We start from the raw sequence: 25077 nt of genomic DNA on the forward strand, positions 1-25077 counted from the left end.
TTCGTTTCCTCGAGTACGTGTCCGGCGACCGCTCGCGGTCGCCGGCTCGCGATTAATGACGTGACGGAATGACGGCGGGCACCACGGCGACAGGCACGGCCGCGGCCTTGGCCATGGCCGCGATCTGCGTCGTGAGCGACGGCGCGCCGCCCGGGGCGGACGTCGACGACGGAACCAGGATCACCGAGACCGGCTCGCGCACGACCGGCACCTCGCGGTGCTCGTGCTGCACGTGCTCGCCTCGATGGGACGCGTGGGCCCGCTCGTGCCGTTCGCCGCCCCGCTCATGCCCCGCCTGCTCGCGATCTGCGACGTGCTTCAACGCGAAGGGCGAGAAGTCGTCCCAGAGCGGGCTGGAGGCCAGGCCGAAGTCGTTGAGCGCGACGCGCGACCGCGCGTGCGTCTCGGCGACGATCTTGTGCGAGAAGCCGACGCCGTCGTTCAGCACGAACTGGCTGTTCTCCGGCCCCTGCGGCAGCTCGCCGATGCCGGTCGGATCCAGGCGCCCGGTCACCCACTGGTTCTGCCAGCGCAGCGTGTCGTCCTGCGACCGGTTCACCTCCGGCAGCACGAACAGTCCCGGCACATAGTCCTGGCGAATGTCGCGTACCGTCCAGTCGTGGGCCAACGGGAAGATCTGGTCGCCGGCACGAGCCTGCATGGGCGGCGTGATCCCGTGGATGGTGATGGTCAGCCGCGCCTCGCTGGTGTCGCCGTCCGCGTCGGTGATGGTGTAGACGAACACCTCCGTCAACGTGCGGCTCGCGTCGAGTGCGCTCACCTTCGCGTTACCCGTGTCCAGCTTGTAGCTGTAGGTACCGTCGGCATTGAGGATGAGCGTGCCGAACTCGCCCTTGCTGGCGCCACCGATCGCTCCGGCGGTCCCGGTATTCGCGGATCCGACGGAAGTCACCGGGCCACCGGTCGCGGCGCCATCGGCGCCGATGCGGTCCGAACCGTCATGCGATCCGTCCTTGCCGGTGAACACGTTGCCGGCCGCGCCAGTCTGGCCGCCGTCCTGCACGATGGTGGCGCTGTCGTCGCGGGCGGTCGGAGCGTCGTTGGCGATGTGGATCGTCAAGGTTCCGCTGGAGGTATCGCCGCCGGCATCGAGGACGGTGAGGCCAATGTTGTCGAGCGTGTCCTTGCCGGCCGGCTGTGAGACGGCGTGATCGAGCGTGTACGTGTAGCTGAGCGTTCCCGCGGTCGGCACCCCGCCGACGGTCGAGGTCGGCTTGAAGCCCGTCAGCACCAGCGTGCCGTCCGGCGTGCGGACGGTCACCGGCGAACCGTTCGAGAGGGCGGCCAGGTCTGTGGTGGTAAGTGTCTTGCCACCCATGGTGATGCTGGTCAGCCCGTCGTCGGCGACCACGCCGATGCTGCCGCTCACGATGTGCGAGCCGTCGTGGTCGACGAGGCCAGCTTCATGCACCGTGGCATGGCCGTCCGCACCGCCATTGCCGTCGACCGGCACGACCGTGGGACCATCGTCGGTATGGCCATGGATCGTGATGGTCAGCGTCGCGGTGCTGGTGTCGCCGTCAGCGTCGGTGATGGTGTACGTATACACATCGGTGAGCGTCTCGCCATCCTTCAGTGCGTTCACCCTCGGGTTGTCATTGTCCACCGCGTAGCTGTAGCTGCCGTCGGCGTTGAGCGTGAGCGAGCCGTAGTGACCGGCCACACCCGAACCCACTTGGCCGTTCACCGGACCGGTGGCGCTGCCGGCAACGACACCGGACACCGGCATCGTCGTGGCATCCGCACCGACGCGGTCGGGAACGTCGCCCGCGCCTCCGGCGCCGATGACATTGCCCGTCACCGCGGAGCCGTCTTCATTCGCGTCCGCATGGTCGGCGTGTGCGGTGGGCACGTCGTCGACGATGTCGACCTGGAGCGTGCCGGCTACCGTACCGCCGCCGGCATCCGTGACGGTCAGCGCGATGTTGTCGATGCTGTCGCCGGCGCCCGGCTGTCCGACCGGACGGTCGAGCGTATAGGTGTAGCTGAGCGCGCCGGCAGTGGGCACGCCACCCACCGAGGCCGTCGGCTGGAAGCCGGTGAGGACCAACGTGCCGTCGGGTGTATGGATGGTGACCGGCGAGCCATTGGACAGCGCCGTGAGGTCGGCAAGGCCGATGGTCGTGCCACCCACGGTGACGCTGGAAAGACCATCGTCCGCCGTGAGATCGATCGTGCCGCTCGTGACGTGCGACCCGTCATGGTCGACCAGGCCGGCTTCGTCCACCGTCGCGTGGCCCGCGATGCCGCCGTTGCCGTCGACCGGCGTGACCGTCGGCGCACCGTCCGTGTGGCCGTGGATGGTGATCGTCAGTGTAGTGGTGCTCGTGTCGCCGTCCGCGTCCGTGATGGTGTACGTATAGACGTCCGTCACCGTCTGGCCGTCGCGCAGTGCATTGATCGCGGGGTTGGTGTCGTCGACGGTGTAGCTGTACGTGCCGTCGTCGTTCAGCGTGAGCGAGCCGTACTGGCCTGCGACGCCCGTGCCGAGGTTGCCTGTCACCGTGCCGCCGACGTTTCCGGCGGCTACGCCGGTCACCGTCGTGGCGGCGTCCGCGCCGAGACGATCGGCCACATCCTTCGCGCCACCGCCGATCAGCACGTTGCCATCCACCGGCGCGCCGTCTTCAGTCGCATCGGCCTCGTCGGCATGCGCGGTCGGCGCATCGTTCATGATGGTGACGGTCAGCGTGCCGGTTGCCGTGGTGCCGCCGGCGTCCTTCACGGCCAAGGCAATGGCGTCGACGCTATGGCTGCGATCGGGGCCGGTCTGGAGCAAGGAAGCATCCAGGCTGTACGTGTACGACAGCGTGCCGCCGGTCGGCACGCCGCCGACGAAACCGCTCGGGGTGAAGCCGGTGAGGACGAGCGTGCCGTCGGCCGTGTCAATCGTGATCGGCGACCCCGCGAGCGCGGCGAGCTGCGCCGCGCTGACCGTGGTGCCACCGACCTGGATCTCCACCAGTCCATCCGGGGCCGAGATCGCCACCGTGTCGGAGGCGACGCTGTCATGGCCCAGCGGACCGTCCGGCGTGAGGCCGGATTCCCACACCGTGGCCTCTCCGTCGCTCTCGACACCGTTGCCCGTGCCGTTGCCGTCGTGTGGCGCGATGGTGGGACCGCCATCGGTATGGCCGTGGATGGTGATCGTGAGCGTCGTGGTGCTCGTGTCCCCATCCGCGTCGGTGATGGTGTAGGTGTAGGTGTCCTGGATCGTCTCGCCGTCTTTCAGCCTGTTGACCAGGGGATCGTCGTTATCGACGTCGTAGCTGTAGCTGCCGTCGGCGTTGAGCGTGAGCGTGCCGTGCTGCCCGGTCACCGCCGTCCCGACCAGACCGTTCACCGCGCCGCCCGCCGTGCCCGCGGCGACGCCGGAGACCACCGTCGGAGCGTCGGCGCCGGTGCGGTCGGCGACGTCGCCGGTGCCGCCCCCCGTGATGACGTTGCCGCCCACGGACGAGCCGTCCTCGTCGGCATCGGCGTTGTCCGCATGGGCAACCGGTGCGTCGTTCACGATCTCGACCACCAGGCTGCCCACGTTGCTCCCGCCACCGGCATCGTTGATCAGGAGGCCGATCGTGTCGGTGCTGTGATCCTGCCCAGCCTGCTGCGTGAGCGCTGCGTCCAGCGTGTAGGTATAGGTCAGCGTGCCGGCCGTCGGAACGCCGCCCACCGTCGCGGTGGGAACGAAGCCGGTAAGCACCAGCGTGCCGTCGGGCGTCTGGATCGTCTTCGGCGAGGTGCCGAGGTTCTGCAGGTCGGCAAGCGAAACGTCCACGCCGCCCACGTTGATGCTGTCGAGACCGTCGCCCGCCACGATGGCGATGGAGCCGCCCGTCGTCTGCGTTCCGTCGTGATCCACGAGCCCGGACTCGTGCACCGTTGCATGGCCCGCGGCAGCGCCGTTGCCGTCCACGGGTGCGATCGAAGGCACGCTGTCGGTCTTGCCATGGATGGTGACCGTGAGCGTCGTGGTGCTCGTGTCGCCGTCCGCGTCGGTGATGGTGTAGGTGAAGGTGTCCTGGATCGTCTCGCCATCCTTCAACCTGTTGACGGCGGGGTCGTTGTCATTGACGACGTAGCTGTAGCTGCCGTCGGCATTGAGCGTGAGCGTGCCGTACTGGCCGGCGACGCCCGTGCCCGTACCGCCGGCAACGTCGCTACCGGTAGTGCCGGCAGCCACGCCGGTGACGGTCGTCGGCGTGTCGGCACCGGTACGATCGGCCGCGTCGTTCGCGCCGCCGCCGGTGATCACGTTGCCCGTGGCGGCCGCGCCGTTTTCGTTCACATCGGCCGCGTCCGCATGCGCGGTCGGGGCGTCGTCGACGATGTCGACGACGAGCGTGCCTCCCTGCGTGTCGCCGCCGGCATCGGTAATGGTCAGCGTGACGTTCTGCTGGCTCTCCGACGCGCCGGGCTGCGACTGGGCCTCGTTCAACGTGTAGGTGTAGCTCAGCGAACCCGCCGTGGGCACGCCACCGACCGAGGTGCCGGCCGTGAAACCGGTGAGCACCAGGGTGCCCACGCCCGTGTCGATGGTCTTCGGCGCGCCACCCAAGGCCTGAAGTTCGGCGAGAGAGATGCTCACGCCGTGCACGGTGATGCTCTGGATGCCGTCGGCCGCCGTGAGATCGATGCTGCCGGACGTCGCCTGCGAGCCGTCCCCGTCCACGAGTCCCGACTCGTGCACGGTCGCATGCCCCGCGGCGGCGCCGTTTCCGTCCACCGGCACCACGGCCGGCGTACCGTCCGTGTGGCCGTGGATGGTGATGGTCAGCGTGGCGGTGCTGGTATCGCCGTCGGCGTCCGTGACGGTGTACGTGTAGACATCGGTGATGGAATCACCGGTCTTCAACGCGTTCACGGCCGGATCTTCGTTGTTCACCACATAGCTGTAGCTGCCGTCGGCGTTGAGCGTCAGCGTGCCGTGCTGACCCGTGACCCCCGTACCCACCTGCCCGCTTGCCGCGCCGCCCGTCGCGCCGGCCTTCACGCCGGTGACCGGCGTGGCGGTGGCATCCGCACCCACATGGTCGTTGCCCAGCACGCTGCCGGTGGCGGCGGCACCGTCTTCGTTCACGTCGCCCGTATCCGCCGAAGCGGTGGGCACGTCGTCCACGATGGTGACGGCGATGCTGCCGTTGTCGGTGAAACCGGCGCTGTCCCGCGTGGAGATGGCGATGGCCTCGCTGCTCGCGGCGGCCCCCGGCTGGTTCACCGGGCCGGTGAGTTCGTAGTGATAGACGAGCGTGCCGTGCGCATCGTCCGCGCCCGCCACGTAGCCGGTGACGACGAGCGTACCGTGCGCGGTCTGGATGGTACGGTCCGCCAGATCGACGTTGGCGATGTCCTTCAGCTGCGCGAGCGTCAGCGTAGTGAAATGCCCGGCGCCGTCTGCCGGATTGCCGATGGTGATGCTGTCCAGGTTGTTGAAGAGGTCGATGCTCTCCGTACCGTTCACGCCCTGGCTGCCGCTGCCGTTGGCCAGCCCCGCTTCGTTCACCGACGTGCCGCTGTTGATGGTCACGTCGAACACGCGGGTGGTCACGAGCGCACTGGACGAGCCGTCGGCATAACCGTATTGGTCGCCGATGGTGGTCGGGTCGGTGCCTTCGTTTGCCGCCTGGTCGCCGTCGAGCGTGCCCTGGTCCGGACGGCTGCCGTGGTTGCCGTTGTCGTTGACCGTCACCCGCACCTGGAACGTGCCGTTCCAGAACGCATTGTTGTCGCCGGCAGCCGACGGCGGCAGCTTCACGCCCACGGCGTTGATCGCCGCTTCCACCTGGCTGATCGAACCGGTGATCGTGATCGAGCGATGATCGCCGGCGATGGTGTACGAGGCGCCTCCGAAGGTGCCCGACATGGTGGTGACGCCGTTCACGTCGTTCACCTGGAAACCATTCGGAAGGGCTACCGTCGCCGTCACGCTATCGGTGCCCGCGTCGGGATCGGCAAGCGTGATATGGCTCAGGGTGTAGTGCCCGGCGGCACCTTCCGTTGCCGTGTTCGGCGCGGTGACGCCGATGGCCGTGGGGTTGTTCACCGACGAAGGGAACACCACGCGATACGCCGACGACACGTTCTTGCCCAGGCCACCGGGAACCGCCGCATACGGGTCCACGACGGTGGTCGGGATGTTTTCCACGCCGCCACTGGCGTTCGGATTCTGGCCGCCGTTGGCCGCCGTGCCCGAAAGCGCGCCCGTCGTCACGTCACGCAGGCGGTCGTCGGCGATCACCTCCACCCGGTACGACTTGTCGGCGTTGGCCAGCGAGCCGCCGATCGAGACCTGCAGGCCCGCGAGGTACTGGTTGATCTGATCGCGCGTGCCGCGGATGACCAGCGCGTCGCCGGTACCGTCGTAGGTGCCGTCGATCGTCACGCCCGACCCCGCATTGCTCGACCCGAGGACGATGTCGGCGTATGCGGAGTGAGCCAGTGCCACGCCGTTGGCATCCGTGACGCGCACCGTCACCTGCATGAAGTCGCTTTCGCCGGTGGTGATGCTGCCGCCATCGGTGTAGTCGACGTCGTCGACCGAGAACCCGTCCACGGCCGTGCTGCCGTTGAGGTACACGGTTCCGGTGCCCTTCGTGACGGTCGGTGCATCGTTCACGGCGATGACGTCGATGCCGATCTCCACCGGCGCCGGATTGTTGGCGACACTGCCGTTGCCGGTATCGTCGCCGATGCGGGAACCCGCGTCGTCGAAGCTCATGGTGAGCGTCACGTCGCCGGGCTGGCCGCCGTTGAGGTCGTGGTTGACGTTCGCCGCGCTCTGATAAGTGAGGCCGTTCGTGGCATCGTTCAGCAGGGCCTGGATGTCGCTGGCCCGGCCGGTAAGCACCAGGGTGGACGTGTTGTCCCCCGAGATGGTCACGCCGCCGAAACTGGTCTGGTTGCCGCTGCCGCCGATGCCGAGGGAGCCGCTGGGCACGGTCAGGGTGACCGTCACCGGTGTGTCGAAGGCCGCCGATTCCGCGTCGCTGACGACGAAACCGCCGCCGATATGGGTGGGCTGGTCTTCGTACGTGGCCGGAATGGTACCCGGACCGCTGATGACGCCGGGGTCGTTGACGCTGGACGCGCGCACCACGACCGAGGCCGCGGCGAGGTTGCCGCTGTCGGTCGGCGCGGCGTCGCTGTACCAGTCGTATTCGTTGGTTTCGACGGGGCTCGTGACCGAGCCGCCGCCTGTACCCGCGTCGGGCGACTGGTTCACGGCACCGCCGTTGGCACCGCCGACGAGGTTGCCGCTGGCGTCGCGCAGACGGTCGTCCGCGATCACCTGCACCTGGTATTTCGCATCCTGGTCACCGGCGAAGGTGACGGTCAGTCCGGCCAGCGCCGCGTTGATCTGCGCACGCGTGCCGGTCAGCACGAGATAGTCGCCGGAGCCGTCCTTGTCGGCATCCACCGTTACACCGCTGCCGGTGGCGAACCCTATGGAGACGCCGTCCGCGGTGTAGTCGCCCGCCTTGAACGCGGTGCCGTCGGCGTTGAGCAACCGCACGGTGACCTGCATGTAGTCGGTTTCACCGGCGCCGACCGTCGTCAGGTCCGGGTCGCTCACGGAGAAGCCCGGCACTTCGTTGTGCTGCGGGTTCGTGCTGTCGAGGTCGATGGGGCCGGTAGGCGCCGTGACCTTGGGCGCGTCGTTCGTGGGATCGGTGTAGATCCAGAACTCGTTGCCGGCCTGCTCCTTGTCGCCGTCGGAGATGGTGAAGCCGAACTTGTCGTCGGGCGCGGCGGGGTAGCCGGCGCTGGTCGACTCGGTGCCGTCGTTGAGGTAGTAGATATGGCCGGCGGCCACGTCGGCCTGCGTGAACGACGAGCCCTTGCCGAGCACATGGAAATTCACGCCGTCGGTAGAGAACGCAATGCTGCCGTGCGCGGGCGCGGTCGTGATCACATACTGCACCTGCACGTTGCTGCTGTCCGGGTCGTAGGCCTGGAGCATCGCCGCGGTGATCTGCGCATAGCCGCCTTCCGGCAGCGTGAGCGGCTCGTTGACCGGCGCGCCCCCGATCTGGTTCGGCGAGTCCGACGGCACCGCGGGATCGGCCTGGGTGGGATCCTTCGCGATCTGCGGCGCGTCGTTGACGTTGGTGATCTGGATGGTGACGTCGGCGTCCGTGGCCGACGTGGCGCCCCAACGGTCTTGCGCCTCCACCGTGAAGGTGGCGCTGCGCACTTCGGAGCCGTTGCTCACGAAGCGGAGGCCCGTGGTACCCGCGCTTCCCGTGATGATGGCGGCGTCGAGTGTCATGCCCGCCGTCACGTCGAGCCAGTGAGCACCGCCGTCCACCGAGTACTGCAGCTTGCCGCCCTGCGGCAGACTGGTAATGGTGAACTTCAGCGCGCCGGTGCCGGTGGCGTCGTTGTTGTAGGCGTAGTTGTCGCCGCCGCCGGGGAGCGTGGGCGAGCCTTCGAGGTAACCCTGGCTGGTCGCATCGTCCGGATCGTGCAGGCCGAGCTGGCCCGTGGTGATGTAGGCGATCTCGCCCTCGTTGATCACCGTGCTGGAGGAACCCGTGACCGTCGGCAGGTCGTTGGTCGGGTTCACGTAGATGTCGAAGGTCGGCGTCCAGCTGTCCACCACGGCCTGGCCGTTCACCACGGTGATGAGGCCCGCAGACACCGAGAAGTTGGCCTTCACGTGGAAGTCTTCGCTGTCGCCGTCGTGCTGGAAGCGCACGCGGCCGGCATCGAGGTCGGCCTGCGTGAAGGTGCCGAACGCGGAGACGTTCACCCAGTTGCCGCCCACCTGCTTCTGCAAGGTGCCGGCGCTGGCGGTGATGCCGGCGTCGTTCGTGAAGCCCAGGAACGTGTACACCACCTGTGAGGGGTCGACGCCCTGCGCGGTGTAGCTGAGGCCCGGCATGGTGGCGAAGTCGGTCGGCTGGCCGTTCGTGGTTGTGCCATGCAGGACGATGCTGCCGCCTTCCTGCACCGTGCCGATGGCATCGCCGCTCGGGTCCACGCCGGCGTGCGTGGACCCCTGGTCGGCGGTGACCGGGTCGTGGATGGGGAAGCCGCCATCGTTGCCGGCTGGCGTCGGCGCAAGATTGATCGTGAAGGTGTAGTCGCGCAGCGTATCGGTAGCAGCTGCGCCGTTGTAGTCGCCGCCGATGCGGGTGAACGTGGTGCCGTCCGCGTTCCAGCGCAGCGCCATCGTGTTGTCCACCACCTGGAAGTGGAACGTGTCCTGCTGGCCCGCCGTGGCACCGGACGTCTGCACGTACTGCACTCGGCCGGCGCGCACGTCGTCCATCGTGAAGGTGGCGCCGTCTTTCAGCTGCTCGCCGTTGAGCAGGAGGTAGCCGTGCGTGAGTCCGGTCTGGCTGGTGACGAAGCTGATGTTCCGGTCGGGCGAATCGACGTCGGTCGCTCCGATCATGCCCGGCGTGAGGACCACGGAATACCCGCCCGCACTGCCGTTGCCGGCGGCCGGCACCGTGGCGGTGAGCGTGCTGTCCGTGTCCAGCGCCGGATCGTCGTCCACCGCATGCACGTCGAGGGTGATCGTGCCGTCGGTGCTGGCGTTCGTACCCGTGCCGCCACCTTCGTCGGTCACGCGCACGCCGAAGCTGTCCTGGGTGACACCGTCCACGCCGTCGTTGCTGTACGTGAGCAGGTTGCGGTTCGCGTAATCGAACGTGAGCCCGGCCGTGACCGCCACGCCGTTGTAATAGAGCGTGCCGTGGGTCGGTAGCGAGGTGATGGTGATCTGCAGGTGCGTGTCCTGCGGATCGCCGCCGGTGCCGGCCACGATGTACTGACCGACGTTACCAGTGTCCACCGCGTTCGCCGGCTGGCCTTCGTACACCGTACCGGCGCCGCCGATGGTGGGCGCCTGGTTCACAGGATTGATGTTCAGGATGACGTGCACGCTGCCGGAGCGATCGAGTGGCGTCGCGCCGTCGTTGACGCGCGCGTCGAATGCGTCCGCGGTGTCCTGGTCGGCCCCCGCGGCCGTGTGCACATAGGCCAGGCGCCCGTCGATCACGTCCTGCTGGGTGAAGACCGAGCCCGCGCCGAGGCGCTGGCCGTTGAGAGTGAGGTAGCCGTATTGCGGCAGGCCGGTAAGGCTGTAGACGATCTGCGTGGGCGTCTGCGTGCCGAGCGTTACCTCGGCGTCCACCGCGGCAAGGGTGTCGGTGCCGATGACGGTGACGCTCCGGTTGCCGGAAGCATCCACTTCCTGCACGGTCTTCGTTGCGTTAGGTACCGATACCGGATCGTTGGACGGCGTGATGTTGACGTCCAGCGAATGGGAGGCCGTCAGCGACTGGGCATCGCGCACGGTCACGTCGATGGTCGTGTGTGCCGCCGTGTTGCCGAGTTCCACATCCGCGGCGACGAAGGTGAGCTGGTTGAGCCAGGCCTGGGCTGCGGCAGCCGTACCCGTGAAGGTGAAGCCGCCAGCCACCGCCGTGCCGCCGGCCGCCGAAACCAGCGTGCCCTTGCTGGTATCGGCCACCTTCGCCGTGACGGTGACGCTGTCGCCGCCCACGCCGTCGTCCACGATGGACCAGCCGCCGAGCGTGGCGCGATCGGCACCCGCGGCGTTGAGCGAACTGGGCTCGGCCACGGTGATGCTCTTGGCCGAGGTGGTCACCGTCGGTGCAACCAGGAGGCCGTCATAGTCCAGCGACAGGGAGCGGGCTTCGATGTGGCCGATGGTGCTTTCGAGCGCCCAGTTGCCGCCGAGCGCGGCCGAGCCCGTGGCGTCGGTGGAAGACGCGATGTCCGCTTGCGTCAGCCGGCCGAGCTGGGTGACCAGCGCGGTGTCGTGCTGTGACACGTCGCAGCCGTAGAGAAGGATGTCGCCATCGGAGGACAGCGATGCACCGATCTCGCCTAGCTGGGTCTTGAACGCGGCGACGTTCGCCGCCGTGACCGTATCGGTACCGAGCGAAATGGAATCGCTGGCGCCGTGGCTGATGATGTGGATGGCGCCGATATCGTGCTCGCCGCGCAACGCGTTGGCGATCTGTGAGAGGCCCGACGACTTGTCGTCCAGCACCACCACCTGACTGCCCTTGGGAAGCTGCGACACCAGCGACTGCCAGTTGGCCACGCTCTGGTCCACGACGTATACCTGCGCGGGTGCCGCCTCGCTGTGTGCCGGCGGCGGCGCGGGGGCCGGGGCGACCGCGTGGCCGGGCTGTTCGGCTGCCGGGCTCTGGAATTTGCCCGCGTCATGCGCCGCTTGCGCGGGATCGACGTGGTGCGCCGCCTCCACGAGTGCGGCGCCGTCGTACATCTGGCGCGGCTCCAGCGCATAGCGGTGGGCACGGGGGCGGAACGGATTCGATGACTTGTTCCCTGACATGGGTCGCCTTGCAGTTTTGACGGGCATGACTCGGGCCGACAGCCGTCGTCCCGAACGCCGCAAGGCTTCGGGAGGAGGATGTCGACGTGAGGCTGTGACCTCGATCACAGTGGCTGCGGCGATCCTATGTTCCATAGATGAAACGGGAAAGCCGTTCCGGTGGGAATTTGCGTCATGCACGGCGTGACGAAGTTCCGCTCGGGCAAAGGCCGCGGGATGCGCCGAAGTAATCGATTACTCGAAAGACCGCGTCATTGCTGGACTGGCGAGGTCACGAACTCGCCGCGACCTTTGCCGCAACGGATGCACGGCGCATCACGACAAATGTGAAATCAGCCTGCGGTGCCGGTTTCGTTATCGGTGACGGGTTCGACGAGACGCATCACGCACGCCATGAACTCCGCCGCCGTCGCCGGTTTGAGCAGCACGTCGTCGAATTCGAGCGAACCGCCGGGCGGAAGGCGTGGCGAGAGTGCCGCGTAGAGAAGTACCGGCACGGAGGGGTCGATCTGGCGTATCGCATGCAGCAAACGCCATCCGTCGCTTCCGGGCAACCTTTGCTCGGTGACAACAAGGGAAAGCGACTCGATGCGGACGGCTTCCAATGCGGCAGAGGCATCCGCCACCGGAATGCTTTCGAAGCCGTAGCCGTCCAGCAGATCGCAAAGCACGGCGCGGCGTATGGGGTGCGGCTCCACCACGAGGATCGCCCTTCCCTCGCCGTCCACCTCGCCAATGTCGCCGCCGGCTTCGAACTCGGCCTCGAGTTCGTCTTCGTCCGCCAGGTCGAAGTCGGCAGCGAAACTGAAACGGCTGCCGCTGCCGGGCACCGACTCGGCGTCGAGCTTCGTGCCCATGTGCTGCAGGAGTTGCACGACGATGGCGAGCCCAAGCCCGCTGCCTTCGTGCTGCATGGCATTGCCGCCCCGGGTGAACGGCTGCTGCAGCGATTCGAGCGCTCCCGCGTCCATGCCGATGCCCGTGTCTTCCACCGTGAAGACGAGCCGCACGCGTCCCGCACGTTCCGGCACGGCATCCACGCGGAAGACGACCGTGCCGTCGTGGGTGAACTTCGCCGCGTTGCCCAGCAGGTTCAGCAGCACCTGGCGCAGGCGCCGGAAGTCGGCCGCCACCACCGCGGGCATGCGCTCGTCGAAGCGGCACTCGAAACGATTGCCGTGGCGCTCGACGAGCAGCGACGCCTGTTCGGCCACGTCGTGGATGAACCCGTGCAGATAACCGGCTTGCGGTTCGAGCTGGAGGCCGGTCAGTTCGCCGCGCGAGAATTCCAGCAGGTCGTCGATCAACTCCATCTGCTGGCGAACGTGGCGCTCGATGATCCTGGGGTAGTCGCGCCCGGCGTCGCCGACGCGCCAGCGTCTGACCGCGTTCATGATCGCGCCCAGCGGCGCGCGGAGGTCGTGCCCCACGTGCGCGAGCAGCATGCGGCGGGCCTGGAGCGACTGCCGCAGCTCCGCCGTGCGCTTCTGCACGATGCCTTCAAGGCGCTGCGCGTGGGCGATGAGCAAGCGGGTGCGCCAGCGCCACGCCAGCACGATGAGCATCAGCACCGCGACGGCTTCGCCGGCGTAAGCCCAGGGCGTGAGCCACCACGGCGGCGATACGGTCAGCGTGAAGGCGACAGGCTCCGACTTGCTGCGCCGGTTCACGTCCACTGCCGCCAGTTCGAAGCGGTAGTCGCCCGGCGGCAACGAGGCATAGCGAACCTCGCGCTGTGCCGTGTCCACCCAGTCCTCGTCCACACCCGAGAGGCGATAGCGGAAGCGCACCGGATGGCCGGCGCTGTTGCCCGCCGCGCCAAAGCGCAGCACGAGCGCCGCCGCGTTGCGGAAGGCCACCGTGGCGGCCGGTGCGACGTCATGGCCGCCGTAAGTCGAGGCGAGCAGCAGCGGACGAATCTGCCGGGGTGCGAGCAACTGCTCCGGGTCCAGCACATGGGTCAGGCCGATGGGGGCACCGATCCACACGGTGCCGTCGTCATCGGCGAAGAACGCGCCGTGGTTGGTTTCGTCCCACAGAAGGCCATCGCGCATGGACAAGCGCACCCACGCGCCCTGATCGAGCACGTCCACGCCATTCCCACCGCCTGCCCAGAGACGGCCGCGGCGATCGGGCCGCAGGAAATAGAAGCGCGTATCGGCCAGCAGCGGATCGTCGACCGGGGCGACGGTCACGTCGCCGCCGTCGCCCACGCGGCCCACCAGCAAGCCGGGTTGCAGCGAACTCAGCCACAGCCTGCCGTCCGGCGTGACCGCCACGTTCTCGTAACCGCCCGGCAATTCGTCCGGCAGCACGCGCACGCGGGCCCATCCCTGTGCGTTGCGGCGGTAGAGACCGGAGCTGCATGCGGCCCACAGGCGGCCGTCCGCATCCTCGGCCATGTCGGAGCACATGGTGGAAGGGATGAGCGACGGGGCCGCGGGTTTCACCTCGCGCGCCGCGGCGTCCACTTCATAAAGTCCTCCGAGCGTGTACGCCCAGAAGCGGCCGGCGCGATCCAGGAGCGCCCCGCGAACGAGGTACGGCAGGACGCCCACTTCGGTCGTTCGTTTCGTCGCGAGTTCGTATCGCAGCACGCGTCCGTCAAAGAGGAAATACCAGATCGCGCCCTCGCGGTCGGCGATCACGGCGTGCGCCTGGGTGGGCGGCGGTACCGCGAGCGGCCAGCGGTGTGCGCGCCCTTCGTCCGGCACGATCACTTCGCCGCCCGCCTCACCGGCAAGCCAGACCGAACGGGCGTCGCCGCGTGCGATCGACCAGACGAGACTCCCGCTCAGGCCTTGCGCCGCGGTCCAGTTCTCCACGGCGTCCGCGCTGCTCCAGTAATAGACGCCGCGACCGTACGTACCCATCCAGATCATGCCGTCCTGGTCGGCCACCATCGACGAGACACCGACATCCGGCAGGCCGTTGCCCGGGTCGTAGAGCTCCCATCTGGCGCCATCCCAGCGTGCCATGCCGACGTCGATTCGCGTGACGATGCGCCCCGCCCTGTCCTCGACGATATCGATGCTGGACGCCGCCACTTCGGTATGGCCGCCCGGCATGTCGTGGACCGTGAACTCCGACGCGCCCGGAGCCAGACGAATCACATGCCGGATGCCCCGAGCCCAAAGGCTGCCGTCGCGGGAATCAAGGAGCCCAAGCCACTTGTCGGCCGGCACGCCCTGGTCGGTGCCGTAGCGCGTGAACACGCCATTGCGCAGCCTGCACAGGGTGCTGCCGCAACCGAACCAGGTGGTGCCGTTGCGATGGAGCAGGGCCGTGGTGTCGCCCGCGCCCGTCTCCGCGACGGGTTCCAGGGGACCTGCCGTCCAGCGGCCCGCGGCATCCTGTGTCAGCTGCAGCAGGCGATGCCCACTGACCACCAGCATGCCGCCGCGACCGTCGGCGGCCAGCGTCTGCCCGCGATCGGCGAACAGCGGCTTGCCGTCGGGTCTGACCCAATCAAATTTCCCGTTGCGACCACGCCGCTGCAGGCCCGCACGTGAAGCGACCCAGAGATGGCCGTCGGAATCTTCGTCGAGGCCGATCACCTCCGAGGTCTGGAACCCCTGCGCCTGGCCGAGCGCGTTGAAACCGAGGCCGTCGAAACGGTACAGGCCCTTTTCCGTGCCTACCCACAGGAACCCGTCGCGGTCTTCGTACATGCGCACCACGGACAGGCTGGTGAGACCGCTGTCCTGCGCGTACACCGTCAGGGGCAACTGCACGGCGGAGGCGAACGCTTCGCCCCACCCGCACGAACACACGGCAACGAGTGCCGCGAACAGCCAGCGCCATGCCACGGCCCGGCGTCGCGGATCTTGCTCAGCCGCCACGGTGAGCCAATTCAGAAACTGGTTCCTGCCGCGCCGAACGCCGGTACTGGCTGGGCGTCACGCCCAGGCGCTCGCGAAAGGCGGTGGTGAAATTGCACGCGCTGCGGAACCCGATGTTCTCGGCGATCTCCTGCATGCCCAGTGTCGTGCCAACGAGCAGTTCGCGGCTCTTGCGCAGGCGCTCCTCGCGGATCCACGCGAAGACGGTCATGCCCAGCTGCTGGCGAAAAATCGCGGACAACCGCTTGTCATACGTGCCGACCGCCGATGCGATCTCCTCCAGCGTGAAGGGAGACGAGAGGCGCTTGCTTATCAGGCGCATGGCGGCGCGCAGGACCACCTCGTCGCGTGACGGCGCGCCTTCGGGCACATCGGCGGAGGCCTCCGTCCGGCGGGCGAGGCGGAGATGGATCCGCACCCGGGCCAGCAACTCGGCAGGCTCGCAGGTCTTGAGGATGTAGTCGACGGCGCCGTGGTTGAGGCCTTCCAACCGCTCCTCCGGGCTGGCGGCGGAGGTCAGGAAGAGGATCGGCGTCTCCCTCGCCCTCGGCAGTTCCTGCAGAAGCCGGCACAGGGCGAAGCCGTCCATACCCGGCATGCGCACGTCGAGGAGGATCAGGTCCGGAAGCAGGGACTGAGCGCGCTGGTAACCCTGCTGGGCGGTAGTGGCGAGGGTGACCCGCCAGGACTGGCCCCGCAGGGCCTGCAACAGCTCGCGGATGTTCTCTGGCGCGTCGTCGATCACCAGGATGTGGCAGTCCTGACCGGACATGAATCCCCCTTCGGAATGCGTAGTTGGATCGTGAAGACTGCGCATTTTCGGAGGGAGTATAGGCCTTTCGGACGACTTTTTTCCGCTCCAGCAAAGAAAAGTGCCGCCCGCGCAAATGTGACGCACGTCACACTTCGCTAGTATCGCCGGCGGCACGCAGGGGTGCCGTTACGGTGGGAGTGCGGACGTCCGGCCAGCCGCCGGGGAACGCGGGAAATGGAACGAATCAACAATCTCAGTGACCTGTTCCTGCTGGTGCAGGTGATCGAGGCCGGCGGGTTCTCCCCCGCGGCCGCCCGACTTGGCACGACGCGGTCATTGCTCAGCCGCCGCATCATTGCCCTCGAAGAGCGCCTCGGGGCACGGCTGCTCCATCGCAATGCGAGGCAGTTCGCGGTCACAGCGACCGGCGAGCGGGTGTACCGCCACGCAGTGGCCATGTGCGAGGCAGCCAGTGCCGCGGAACAGGCCGCCACCCTGCCCGGCGCGCCGAACAGTCTGGTGCGCATCGAGGCCCAGGGACTCCTCTCGCCACTCGTGGCCGAACTCGTGCCCGGCTTCGCCGCCATCCATCCCAAGATCCGCCTGTCGGTGAGCACCGGCGGCAGCGACTTCGAGGCCCTGCTGCTCCAACAGGCCGACGTGATCTTCAGCCTGCGGGAAACCCTGCCCGACAGCGGCGACATCGTGGCGCGATCGCTCGGTGACGTGCGCGTCGTCACTGTGGGCAGCCCGGACCTGGTCCGCCGCCTCGGTACGCCGGAGCATCCGTCGCAGCTGGATGAAGCGCACTGTCTCAGCTACGCCAGCGAAACATCGGGGTACTGGATGTTCCGCGGCCTGACGCCTCGCCGGCGCAACGGCCGCATGGCCTCCGCCGACCTCGGCGCCCTGCTCAGCGCGGCACGTGCCGGCGTGGGCTTCGCGCAGTTTCCGCTCTACATGGTGGCGGACGACCTGGGCAACGGACGTCTTCGCACGATTCTGGAATCCTTCGAACCGTCGCCCCTGCCGCTGCACGCCCTCACCATGTCGGGCCGCGTCGTGAGCGATGTGACGCTCAACTTCGTGCGCTTCGTGCAGAAAAGCGTGACGGCCATGAGCGAACGCTGGGAACACCTGGTGCCGTTGACTGTTTGAGCGAGCGCCCGGCACGCTCCGTGATGTGGCGGCCTAGGGTGCATTGATCGCCCGTTGCGCGGCGAACGCGCGCTGGTACGCCGGCCGCGCTTCGCCCCGGGCGACGTACGCCGCGAGGTTCGGAAACCCGTCGAGAATTCCCGACGGCCGTGCGCGGAGCAGCACCGATACCATCATCAGGTCGCCGGCACTGAATGCGCCGTCCAGCCATTCGGCATCGCCCAGGTGCCGGGAAAGCATGTCCAGCCGCTGCCGGATACGGCCCGCGACCAGCGGCATCCGCTCGGCGGCCCAAGGTTTGTCGCCTTCCTGGAACCGGGCGATCGACAGATCGAGGATCGGTGGTTCCACCGTGCTCAGCGCGGCGAACATCCAGGTGACGGCGCGCGCCCGGGCATGTGAATCGCCGGGAAGCAGGCCGCCGTGGCGCTGCGCGATATGGAAAACGATGGCGCCGCTTTCGAACAGGCAAAGCCCGTCCTCCTCATAGGTGGGAATCTGCCCGAACGGATGCGCCGCCAGGTGCGCCGGCTCTTTCATCGCCTGAAACGAAACGAGGCGAACGTCATACGGCCGACCGGCCTCTTCCAGCGCCCAGCGGACACGCGTATCGCGCGCCAGGCCCATGCCACCGTCCGGAGATTTCTCGAAAGCGGTAATCACGATGCTCATTGCGGCTCTCCCTTCATGGACGCCTCGACCGTTATCGCATGCATGTTCGTTCTCCCTCGTTCGCCCGCCTTGATCGGCTCGATACGCATACGACGAACGAGCAAGAGGGAAATCGACATCCGTCCGGCAACTCGCAGGATCGACACAGGCGGCGAGCTTGACAGCCGGATCGCGTAGCGCAAATACTTCGCCACATGGTGAAGTATCAATCCTCGGCCATGGATCGAACGTTCGCGGCCCTCGCCGACCCGACCCGCCGGGCCATCCTCCTGCGGCTCGAGCAGGAGCCCGGGCTGTCGGTGAGCGAACTGGCCCGCCCCTTGGCACAGAAGCTGCCGGGGATGATGAAACACCTGGACGTCCTGGCCGACGCGGGCCTCATCACCCGCACCAAGGCCGGCCGCACCGTGTCGGTCCACCTCGCCGTCGAACCGATGCGCGAAGCCATGGAATGGCTGAAACGGTACGAGCGTTTCTGGAACGCGAGCCTCGATCGACTCGTCGCATTCGTGGAAAAGGAAGACGAACCATGAGCAGCAACCTGCCCAGTGTGACCATCGTTCGCCGGATCAAGGCGCCGCCTTCGAAGGTGTATGCCGCGCTGACGAAACCGGAACAGATGATCCAATGGTGGGGGCCCGACGCGGGCCCGACATTACGTGCCGAAGCGGACGTCAGGCCCGGTGGCCGTTTCGACATCGTGTTCCGCCTTCTGGACGGCAGCGAGCACAACCCCACGGGCGTCTATTGTGAAGTCGTGCCAAACACGAAGCTGGTCTTCACCTGGGAGTGGGCAGGTTCGACGGCCGGCGAATCGCTGGTGACCTTCCTGCTCAAACCCGTCGACGGCGGTACGGAACTGACCCTGATTCACGAACGCCTTCCCGACGAAGACGCCCGCAAGGGCCACGAAGTCGGTTGGCTGGGCTTCGTCGACAAGCTTTCCCATTTTCTTGGAGGTGCAGCATGAGCCCGATCGTCGTCTGGACTTACGACTGGGTGCCCGAAGCCCCGCGCGGATTCGTGCGCGACCTGCGACTTCGCTGGGCCTGCGAGGAAGCCGGCTTCGACTATACGGTGCGGACGGTTCCGCTGAATCCGAAAAGCGCCGACCATCTCGCGCGCCAACCGTTCGGGCAGGTGCCCTTCCTCACGGATGGCGAACTCCAGGTTTTCGAGAGCGGCGCGTGCCTGCTGCATCTCGCCCGGAAGAGCGAGGCACTGATGCCACGCGATGCCGCCGGCGAGGCCGAAACGCTGCAATGGACGATCGCTGCGCTCAACTCCATCGAAATGGTGGCCGTGCCCTGGTGGTTCCTCGACATGACCGGTACGGAGAACAGCCAGGTGACGGGGTGGCTGCAAAGCCGGCTCGATCACATCGAGCGCGTGCTGGGGGAGCGGAAGTGGCTCGTTGCGGACCGCTTCACCGTAGCGGATCTGCTCATGGCCGACGTGCTCCGTGTGCCTAAGGTTCGTGCCTTCGGCGACCGCCCCGCCACCGAATCCTACGTCGCACGCATCACGGAGCGCGCCGCGTTCAAGAAGGCGCATGCGGATCAGATGGCGCACTTCGCAGCGGCAGACGCCGCACGCGCGTGAGCGCGCGGCAGGAAGCCTCTCGGCGTGCCGGCCAGCTCAGGCCGGCACCTCCAGATAACGCGCCTGGTCCAGATCGGAAATGAGCGTCGGTCCTTCCGGCCGCCAGCCAAGCCGCGCCTGCGTCAGCGCGCTGGATGCCGGCATGTCGATCGTCACGAACATCGCCATCCACCCGAAGTGCCCCTGCGCCTCTTCGCGCGGAATCGACACCACCGGCAGGTTGAGACCACGCGCCACCGAGGTGACGATGTCGCGCGCGCTGACGCCCTCCTCGCCCACCGCGTGATACCTCGCACCGGCCTCCCCTTTCTCTATTGCCAACCGGTAGAGACGCACCACATCCGACAGGTGGCCCGCGGCCCAGCGGTTCTGTCCATCGCCCACGTAAGCGCACACGCCCTTCTCGCGCGACACCTGGATCAGCGGCGAAATAAGCCCCTGCCTGTACGGGTTATGCACCTGCGGCAGCCGCATCACCGACACGTTCACCCCTTCGTCCAGCAACGCGTTGCCGGCAAGCTCGGAGGCGATGCGGGGGTTTGGATGCGCGAGGTTGAAGACATCCTCGCTGGCGGGCTTGCCGTCGTCGCGGCTACCCATGCCCGTGCCCGACGTAATGAGCAGCGGCCTGTCGGAGCCCTTCAGCACCGAGCCCAGCGCGGCGATGGCGCGCTTGTCCTTCTCGCAGTTTTCCGCAAAGCGCGAGAAGTCATGATCGAAGGCGACATGGATCACGGCGTCCGCGTTGGCCGCACCGCGGCGCAGGCTTTCAGTGTCCTCCAGCGTGCCCCTGTGCACCTCGGCACCGGCGGCAACGAGGGCCTTGGCGCCGTCGTCGGAACGGGTCATCCCGATCACCTCGTGACCGGCCTGCAAGAGTTCGGGCACCAGCGCGGAACCGATAAAGCCGGTGGCACCTGTCAAAAAGATTCGCATCGGTAGGACTCCTCATGTCGTGACCGGAGTACGATGCGGCCTTTCATTATCCTGTTGAAGTAGTGACCTTATCCTATTAAACGGATTAACAGGCTTCCTATGTCATCCCAAGCCATCCAGACACTCGGGGACTTCCTGCGCAGCCGGAGGACGCGACTCGATCCGGCCAGCTTCGGATTCACCGGCCGCAGGCGCACGCCCGGGCTGCGCCGGGAAGAAGTGGCGCAACGCGCCAGCATCAGCGCCACCTGGTACACGTGGCTGGAACAGGGCCGCGGCGGCGCACCCTCGCCGGAAGTGCTGGAACGCCTGTCGTCGGCGCTCATGCTGACCGACACCGAACGGGAACACCTCTTCATCCTCGGCCTCGGGCGTCCGCCCGAAGTGCGCTACCGCGCCGTCGAAGGAGTGAGCCCGAGGTTGCAGCGGGTGCTCGACGGATTCGGGACCAGTCCCGCGATCGTGAAGACGGCCACATGGAACGTCGTGGCATGGAATCGCGCAGCCGCTGTCGTGCTCACCGATTACGGCACGCTCCCACCGGGCGAGCGCAACGTCCTCCGCTTCCTGTTCGGCAACCCCGAAGTGCGCGCGAAGCAGCACAACTGGGAAGGCGTGGCGCGATTCGTGGTGGGAACGTTTCGCGCCGACGTGGCGCGCACAGGCATCGCCTCCGAAGTGAGCGGCCTCGTCGACGAACTGTGTCGCAACAGCCCGGACTTTGCACGGATGTGGCACGAGAACCACGTGCTCGGCCACAGCGACGGCGAGAATGTGAAACGCCTGCTGCACCCCGTCTTTGGCCCCATCGACATGGAATACTCGCTGTTCGGCGTGGACGGCCGGCCGGATCTCGGGATGATCGTCTATACGCCGCTGGATACAGACCTCATCAGGCGCATTCGCGAGGCAACGGGCTAGCTCGCGGCACGACACGGGAGACGTGAATGACCACGGCCACATCGATCGGTTTCATCGGCCTCGGCACGATGGGTTTACCTATGGCGCTGAATCTTGCGCGTACCGGCGCATCGCTCGTCGTGTGGAACCGTTCGCCCGCACGCTGCGAGCCGCTGGCCGCGGCAGGCGCAACCGTCGCCGACGCGGCTGCCGAGGTGCTCGACGCATGTGAAACCACATTTCTCATGCTTGCCGACGAGGCAGCGACCGACGACGTACTTGGCCGCGGAACGCCGGACTTCGCCTCTCGCGTGAGCGGGCGACGCATCGTGGCGATGAGCACGGTCGCCCCGACCTATTCGAAGCACCTGACGGACGACATCGTGGCCGCCGGTGGACGATACGTGGAGGCCCCGGTGTCGGGCTCGCGCAAGCCTGCGGAAGCCGGCGAACTCGTCGGCATGCTGGCCGGGGAACCGGACGACCTCGCGGCCGTGCGACGGGTACTTGCGCCCGTGTGCAAGCAATTGTTCGATTGCGGTCACGCGCCCGGCGCCTTGCGCATGAAGCTGGCGGTGAATACCTTCCTGATCACCATGGTGACGGGGCTTGCCGAAGCGGCTCATTTCGCGGAGCGCCTGGGCCTCGACATCGAACGCCTCGCCGCCATCCTCGATGCCGGTCCGATGGCCAGCAGCGTTTCGCGAATAAAGGCGGCGAAGCTCGCCCATCGCGACTTCACCCGGCAAGCCGGCATCTCCGACGTTCTGAAGAACAGCCGCCTGATCGTGGAAGCCGCAAGGGAGGCCGGCGTCGCGTCGCCGCAGATGGATGCCTGTTTTGCTCTCTTCAGCGAAACGGAGGCGCTGGGACTGGGCAATGACGACATGGTGGCCGTGATCCGGGCGATCGAGGCGCGGACGGCCGCGACATCTCTCGACTGACGCAGGCGAGAGCGAGCACCAGCGTCACATGCGGCCGACGATCACGCCGAAGGTTCCCGTGCATAACGCGCCGGCGGCAAGCCGACATGCCGAGCGAAGGCGACACTGAAGGCGCTTGCGGAACCATAGCCGACGCGCTCCGCGATCTCGGCAATACCCACACCGCCCTTGCGCAGCATGTTCTTGGCCAGGGCCATGCGCCAACGGGTCAGGTATTCCATCGGGGCTAGGCCGATCGCGCGGCTGAAGCGCTCGAAGAAGGCGGAGCGTGACAGCGCGGCCTCCTTCGCGAGCTGTGCGACGGTCCAGGCCCGCGTCGGACTTTCGTGCATCAGGCGAATGGTCGCGGCAAGACGCTCGTCGGCCAGCCCGCGCACGAGGCCCGGCGCGTCGGGGAGCGCAGCCGTGGAACGCAGCGCTTCGATCAGCAGCACTTCGAGCAGGTGCGCGAGGATGACCTCGCGGCCTGGGCGCTGGTTCTGGAATTCGTCCCTCACGAGCTGAACCAGGATGGCGAAACGCGGTTCGCCACGGACATGCACCAGCTGGGGAAGCAGCGACACCAGCAGGGCCGCGTCCGGAGAGCCGAAACTGCAGTGGCCGGCAAGCATCCGCAGATCCACCGGGCCGTCGAGGTTCCCGATGCGGAATTCGCCCGGCGCCAGCGCCACGGGCAGGCTTTCCGGCGCGTCGGGTGCCACGGGCACCACACTGGACATGGCGACGCCGTACGCATCGGGAACCAGCACAAAGTCGCCCGCACGCAACTCGATGGTTTCACGTCCGTCCATCTGGAGCAGGCTGGCTCCCTCCAGGACGACGCAGTAGAACGGATGTCCCGCCTCCGAGCGGCTGACGCGCCAGGGCCCTGCCCCGGCGACGAGCTTCGAATAGCCCGCGCTCGGCTGCAGCAACGTGACGACCTCCGCCAAGGGATCGATCATCTCAGGACTCTCGCGAACGATTGGTGGACGGTTAATTATAGATGGTCCGGTCTTGGCGATCTATCGTGTGCTCCATCCCCCAGCACGCTCAAACGAGAGGCCCATGCAAACCATTCTGATCACCGGCTGCTCTTCCGGCTTCGGCCTTGAAACCGCCAAATATTTCCTGGAGCGCGAGTGGAACGTCGTCGCCGCCATGCGCACGCCGCAGGACGATGTACTCCCCCGCTCCGACCGGCTTCGCATCGTTCCGCTCGACGTGACCGATCCGGAAAGCGTCCGTCGTGCCGTCGAGGCGGCGGGGCCGCTCGATGCCGTGGTCAATAACGCGGGCATCGGCGCCGCGGCACCTTTCGAGGTCACGCCCATGGAGACCATACGCCAGGTGTTCGAGACCAATACCTTCGGCACGATGGCCGTGACGCACGCCGTGTTGCCGCAATTCCGCGAGCGGAAGGCCGGTGTCGTGGTGAATGTCACATCGAGCGTGACGCTGAAGAGCCTTCCCCTGGTTTCGGCCTATACCGCGAGCAAGGCGGCGGTGAACGCGTTCACCGCTTCCATGGCTCTCGAACTGGCGCAGTTCGGCGTGCGCGCGCATCTCGTGCTGCCGGGGCGCTCACCGGAAACGCCGTTCGCGCAAAACGGACGCACACGCATGCAGGGCCTCGACAACGAAGCCTACGCCGAACTGGTGCAAGGCTTCATGGGAAGCCTGACCGCCCCGGGCCCCGTCACCTATTCGAAGGACGTCGCCGAAGCGGTCTGGCGCGCGGTGACCGATCCGGCGAGCCCGCTGAAGATTCCCGCAGGCGCGGATGCCATCGACTGGGCTCGCGCGGCCTGACAACCGGGACATGTGGGCAGCGCGCACGCGCGCTACCCACATCCCGCCGGATCATTGCGCTTCGATGATGACCTTCAGCGCCCGTGTACTGGCCGCCCGCGAAAAGGCGTCATAGGCATCGAGAATCCCGTCGAGCTTGAAATGATGGGTGATCAGCTTCTTCGGATCGAGTTTGCCCGACTGCACCGTCTTCAGCAGCATCGACGTCGAAACCGTGTCGACCAGCCGGGTGGTGATGGAGATGTTCTGCGACCACAGCGTTTCGAGATGCAAGTCGGCCTTGACGCCATGCACGCCGACATTGGCGATGACGCCGCCGGGCGCAATGATCGCCTCGCAGAACTCGAAGGTTGCAGGAACACCGACGGCCTCGATCGCCGTGTCGACACCTTTGCCGTCGGTCAGGTTGAGGATACGTTGCTTCGCCTCGTCACCGTTGACCTTGAGCGTATGCGTCGCACCGAGGCGTTTCGCCACCTCCAGGCGGTTATCGTCGAGATCGACCATGATGATCTGCGCGGGCGAATAGAACTGTGCGGTCAGCAGCGCGGCCAGCCCGATGGGCCCGGAGCCGACGATGGCGACGGTGCTGCCAGGCTGAACCTTACCGTTCAACACGCCGCATTCGAAGCCCGTCGGCAGGATGTCGCTCAGCATGACAAGCGCTTCTTCATCCGCCCCGGCAGGGATGGGATAGAGGCTGGTATCGGCATGGGGAATGCGTACGTATTCCGCCTGCGTACCGTCGATCGTATTGCCGAGGATCCATCCACCCGTGGTGCAGTGCGAATACATGCCACGCCGGCAATATTCGCATTTGCCGCAGGACGAAATGCAGGAGATCAATACATGATCGCCTTTCTTGAACTGCGTGACACCGGCGCCGGCCTCCTCCACGATTCCCACACCCTCGTGCCCGAGAATGCGACCGGGCGTGCAGGTCGGCACATCGCCCTTCAGAATATGAAGATCGGTCCCGCAAATGGTCGTTCGGGTCACCCTGACAATCGCATCGGTCGATGCCGCGATTTTGGGAACAGGCCTGTCCTGCAGGCTTTTCTTCCCTGGTCCTTCATAGACAAGAGCTTTCATGACGTTTCTCCTGGTCAATGCGAGATG

14 protein-coding genes are annotated in these 25077 nt (G+C 67.0%); 7 read left to right on the forward strand and 7 right to left on the reverse strand.

Annotated elements, in window-relative coordinates; translation table 11 throughout:
• Positions 1 to 52 precede the first annotated feature (52 nt).
• The 3 genes from HBF26_RS12670 to HBF26_RS12680 all read right to left on the reverse strand — a co-directional run bounded on the left by HBF26_RS12670 (position 53) and on the right by HBF26_RS12680 (position 15973).
• Entirely contained in the window at positions 53 to 11359 is an 11307-nt protein-coding gene (locus tag HBF26_RS12670) for a VCBS domain-containing protein (protein ID WP_167126934.1), read from the reverse strand.
• A gap of 332 nt (positions 11360 to 11691) precedes the next feature.
• The gene (locus HBF26_RS19880; protein ID WP_167126937.1) at positions 11692 to 15201 is read right to left on the reverse strand and encodes a two-component regulator propeller domain-containing protein; all 3510 of its coding nucleotides are present in this window, start codon (positions 15199 to 15201) and stop codon (positions 11692 to 11694) included.
• Entirely contained in the window at positions 15191 to 15973 is a 783-nt protein-coding gene (locus HBF26_RS12680; protein ID WP_167126940.1) for a response regulator transcription factor, read from the reverse strand. The genes HBF26_RS19880 and HBF26_RS12680 overlap by 11 nt, the downstream gene beginning before the upstream one ends.
• A gap of 216 nt (positions 15974 to 16189) precedes the next feature.
• On the opposite strand from HBF26_RS12680, the gene HBF26_RS12685 reads away from it, so the two are divergent.
• A complete protein-coding gene (locus HBF26_RS12685; protein ID WP_167126943.1) occupies positions 16190 to 17113 on the forward strand; it encodes a LysR substrate-binding domain-containing protein in 924 nt (307 codons plus the stop codon).
• A 33-nt stretch (positions 17114 to 17146) separates the two neighbouring features.
• Here the strand turns inward: HBF26_RS12685 and HBF26_RS12690 are convergent, their stop codons facing one another.
• Positions 17147 to 17785: a glutathione S-transferase family protein gene (locus HBF26_RS12690; RefSeq protein ID WP_167126946.1), complete on the reverse strand. Its 639-nt coding sequence runs from the start codon at positions 17783 to 17785 to the stop codon at positions 17147 to 17149.
• Positions 17786 to 18003: 218 nt separating this feature from the next.
• On the opposite strand from HBF26_RS12690, the gene HBF26_RS12695 reads away from it, so the two are divergent.
• The 3 genes from HBF26_RS12695 to HBF26_RS12705 are packed head-to-tail and all read left to right on the forward strand — an operon-like array spanning position 18004 to position 19387.
• Positions 18004 to 18318: an ArsR/SmtB family transcription factor gene (locus HBF26_RS12695; protein ID WP_205287639.1), complete on the forward strand. Its 315-nt coding sequence runs from the start codon at positions 18004 to 18006 to the stop codon at positions 18316 to 18318.
• Positions 18315 to 18755 carry an SRPBCC family protein gene (locus HBF26_RS12700; protein ID WP_167126951.1) on the forward strand — a complete coding sequence of 147 codons (441 nt, stop codon included), beginning with the start codon at positions 18315 to 18317 and terminating at the stop codon, positions 18753 to 18755. The genes HBF26_RS12695 and HBF26_RS12700 overlap by 4 nt, the downstream gene beginning before the upstream one ends.
• A complete protein-coding gene (locus tag HBF26_RS12705; protein ID WP_167126954.1) occupies positions 18752 to 19387 on the forward strand; it encodes a glutathione S-transferase family protein in 636 nt (211 codons plus the stop codon). Before HBF26_RS12700 ends, HBF26_RS12705 begins: the two co-directional genes overlap by 4 nt.
• Before the next feature lie 36 nt (positions 19388 to 19423).
• Here the strand turns inward: HBF26_RS12705 and HBF26_RS12710 are convergent, their stop codons facing one another.
• The gene (locus HBF26_RS12710) at positions 19424 to 20323 is read right to left on the reverse strand and encodes an SDR family oxidoreductase (RefSeq protein WP_167126957.1); all 900 of its coding nucleotides are present in this window, start codon (positions 20321 to 20323) and stop codon (positions 19424 to 19426) included.
• A 99-nt stretch (positions 20324 to 20422) separates the two neighbouring features.
• Between HBF26_RS12710 and HBF26_RS12715 the strand changes: the two genes are divergently transcribed.
• Together HBF26_RS12715 and HBF26_RS12720 are read left to right on the forward strand one after the other, a co-directional pair.
• A complete protein-coding gene (locus HBF26_RS12715; protein WP_167126960.1) occupies positions 20423 to 21244 on the forward strand; it encodes a helix-turn-helix transcriptional regulator in 822 nt (273 codons plus the stop codon).
• 26 nt (positions 21245 to 21270) lie between these two features.
• Positions 21271 to 22167: an NAD(P)-dependent oxidoreductase gene (locus HBF26_RS12720; RefSeq protein WP_167126963.1), complete on the forward strand. Its 897-nt coding sequence runs from the start codon at positions 21271 to 21273 to the stop codon at positions 22165 to 22167.
• Positions 22168 to 22208: 41 nt separating this feature from the next.
• Here the strand turns inward: HBF26_RS12720 and HBF26_RS12725 are convergent, their stop codons facing one another.
• On the reverse strand, positions 22209 to 23111 hold the full coding sequence (locus tag HBF26_RS12725; RefSeq protein WP_167126965.1) for an AraC family transcriptional regulator: 903 nt from the start codon (positions 23109 to 23111) through the stop codon (positions 22209 to 22211).
• A gap of 103 nt (positions 23112 to 23214) precedes the next feature.
• Between HBF26_RS12725 and HBF26_RS12730 the strand changes: the two genes are divergently transcribed.
• A complete protein-coding gene (locus HBF26_RS12730) occupies positions 23215 to 23958 on the forward strand; it encodes an SDR family oxidoreductase (RefSeq protein ID WP_167126968.1) in 744 nt (247 codons plus the stop codon).
• 51 nt (positions 23959 to 24009) lie between these two features.
• Here HBF26_RS12730 and HBF26_RS12735 read toward each other — a convergent pair whose 3' ends face one another.
• Positions 24010 to 25050, reverse strand: coding sequence for a zinc-dependent alcohol dehydrogenase family protein (locus tag HBF26_RS12735; protein WP_167126971.1), 1041 nt, complete (start codon positions 25048 to 25050; stop codon positions 24010 to 24012).
• Positions 25051 to 25077: the final 27 nt, after the last annotated feature.

This window comes from Luteibacter jiangsuensis (genome assembly GCF_011742555.1).
In the GTDB taxonomy this organism is placed as follows: domain Bacteria; phylum Pseudomonadota; class Gammaproteobacteria; order Xanthomonadales; family Rhodanobacteraceae; genus Luteibacter; species Luteibacter jiangsuensis.

Excerpts from the sequence above, each read along its gene's own strand:
- HBF26_RS12670 (WP_167126934.1), bottom strand. The coding sequence starts at position 11,359 with ATGTCAGGGAACAAGTCATCGAATCCGTTCCGCCCCCGTGCCCACCGC.
- HBF26_RS12680 (WP_167126940.1), bottom strand. The coding sequence starts at position 15,973 with ATGTCCGGTCAGGACTGCCACATCCTGGTGATCGACGACGCGCCAGAG.
- HBF26_RS12685 (WP_167126943.1), top strand. The coding sequence starts at position 16,190 with ATGGAACGAATCAACAATCTCAGTGACCTGTTCCTGCTGGTGCAGGTG.
- HBF26_RS12690 (WP_167126946.1), bottom strand. The coding sequence starts at position 17,785 with ATGAGCATCGTGATTACCGCTTTCGAGAAATCTCCGGACGGTGGCATG.
- HBF26_RS12695 (WP_205287639.1), top strand. The coding sequence starts at position 18,004 with ATGGATCGAACGTTCGCGGCCCTCGCCGACCCGACCCGCCGGGCCATC.
- HBF26_RS12700 (WP_167126951.1), top strand. The coding sequence starts at position 18,315 with ATGAGCAGCAACCTGCCCAGTGTGACCATCGTTCGCCGGATCAAGGCG.
- HBF26_RS12705 (WP_167126954.1), top strand. The coding sequence starts at position 18,752 with ATGAGCCCGATCGTCGTCTGGACTTACGACTGGGTGCCCGAAGCCCCG.
- HBF26_RS12710 (WP_167126957.1), bottom strand. The coding sequence starts at position 20,323 with ATGCGAATCTTTTTGACAGGTGCCACCGGCTTTATCGGTTCCGCGCTG.
- HBF26_RS12715 (WP_167126960.1), top strand. The coding sequence starts at position 20,423 with ATGTCATCCCAAGCCATCCAGACACTCGGGGACTTCCTGCGCAGCCGG.
- HBF26_RS12720 (WP_167126963.1), top strand. The coding sequence starts at position 21,271 with ATGACCACGGCCACATCGATCGGTTTCATCGGCCTCGGCACGATGGGT.
- HBF26_RS12725 (WP_167126965.1), bottom strand. The coding sequence starts at position 23,111 with ATGATCGATCCCTTGGCGGAGGTCGTCACGTTGCTGCAGCCGAGCGCG.
- HBF26_RS12730 (WP_167126968.1), top strand. The coding sequence starts at position 23,215 with ATGCAAACCATTCTGATCACCGGCTGCTCTTCCGGCTTCGGCCTTGAA.
- HBF26_RS12735 (WP_167126971.1), bottom strand. The coding sequence starts at position 25,050 with ATGAAAGCTCTTGTCTATGAAGGACCAGGGAAGAAAAGCCTGCAGGAC.